Consider the following 346-nt stretch of genomic DNA (forward strand, 5'->3'; position numbering starts at 1 on the left):
GGCCGCCGCGATGGGCCATCCATGGCCCAGCGCGGCTAACCCGGCGTCCTGCCGGGTTACCCACGCTCCAAAGCCTGCGTTCGGCCAGCGTGTTTGACGGGGCGATTTGAGATCAAAAGCCAAAGCGAGGCGGCCTTAAAGCCGACCTGATCATTGAAGCGTGCGCGGTGTGGCTTCTACTTCCTTAACCGCTGACGAAGTCAGCAATCTTTTGATCTGGCTCTGGCTCTGGCTCTGGCTCTGGCTTTTGATCTTGATCTCAGTCGCCCCGTTAACCACGCTGGCCGAACGCAGGCTTGAATCCGTGGGTAACCCGGCAGGACGCCGGGTTAGCCGTCCTGGGCCA

At 61.3% G+C, this 346-nt stretch carries 1 pseudogene; it reads right to left on the reverse strand.

Features of this window, described 5'->3' with window-relative positions:
* Positions 1-150: 150 nt before the first annotated feature.
* Positions 151-346: pseudogene (locus Q8X51_RS32200) on the reverse strand (hypothetical protein); the annotation flags it as partial.

The organism is Pseudomonas sp. Yb2C2 (assembly GCF_052112325.1).
Classification (GTDB): domain Bacteria; phylum Pseudomonadota; class Gammaproteobacteria; order Pseudomonadales; family Pseudomonadaceae; genus Aquipseudomonas; species Aquipseudomonas marginalis.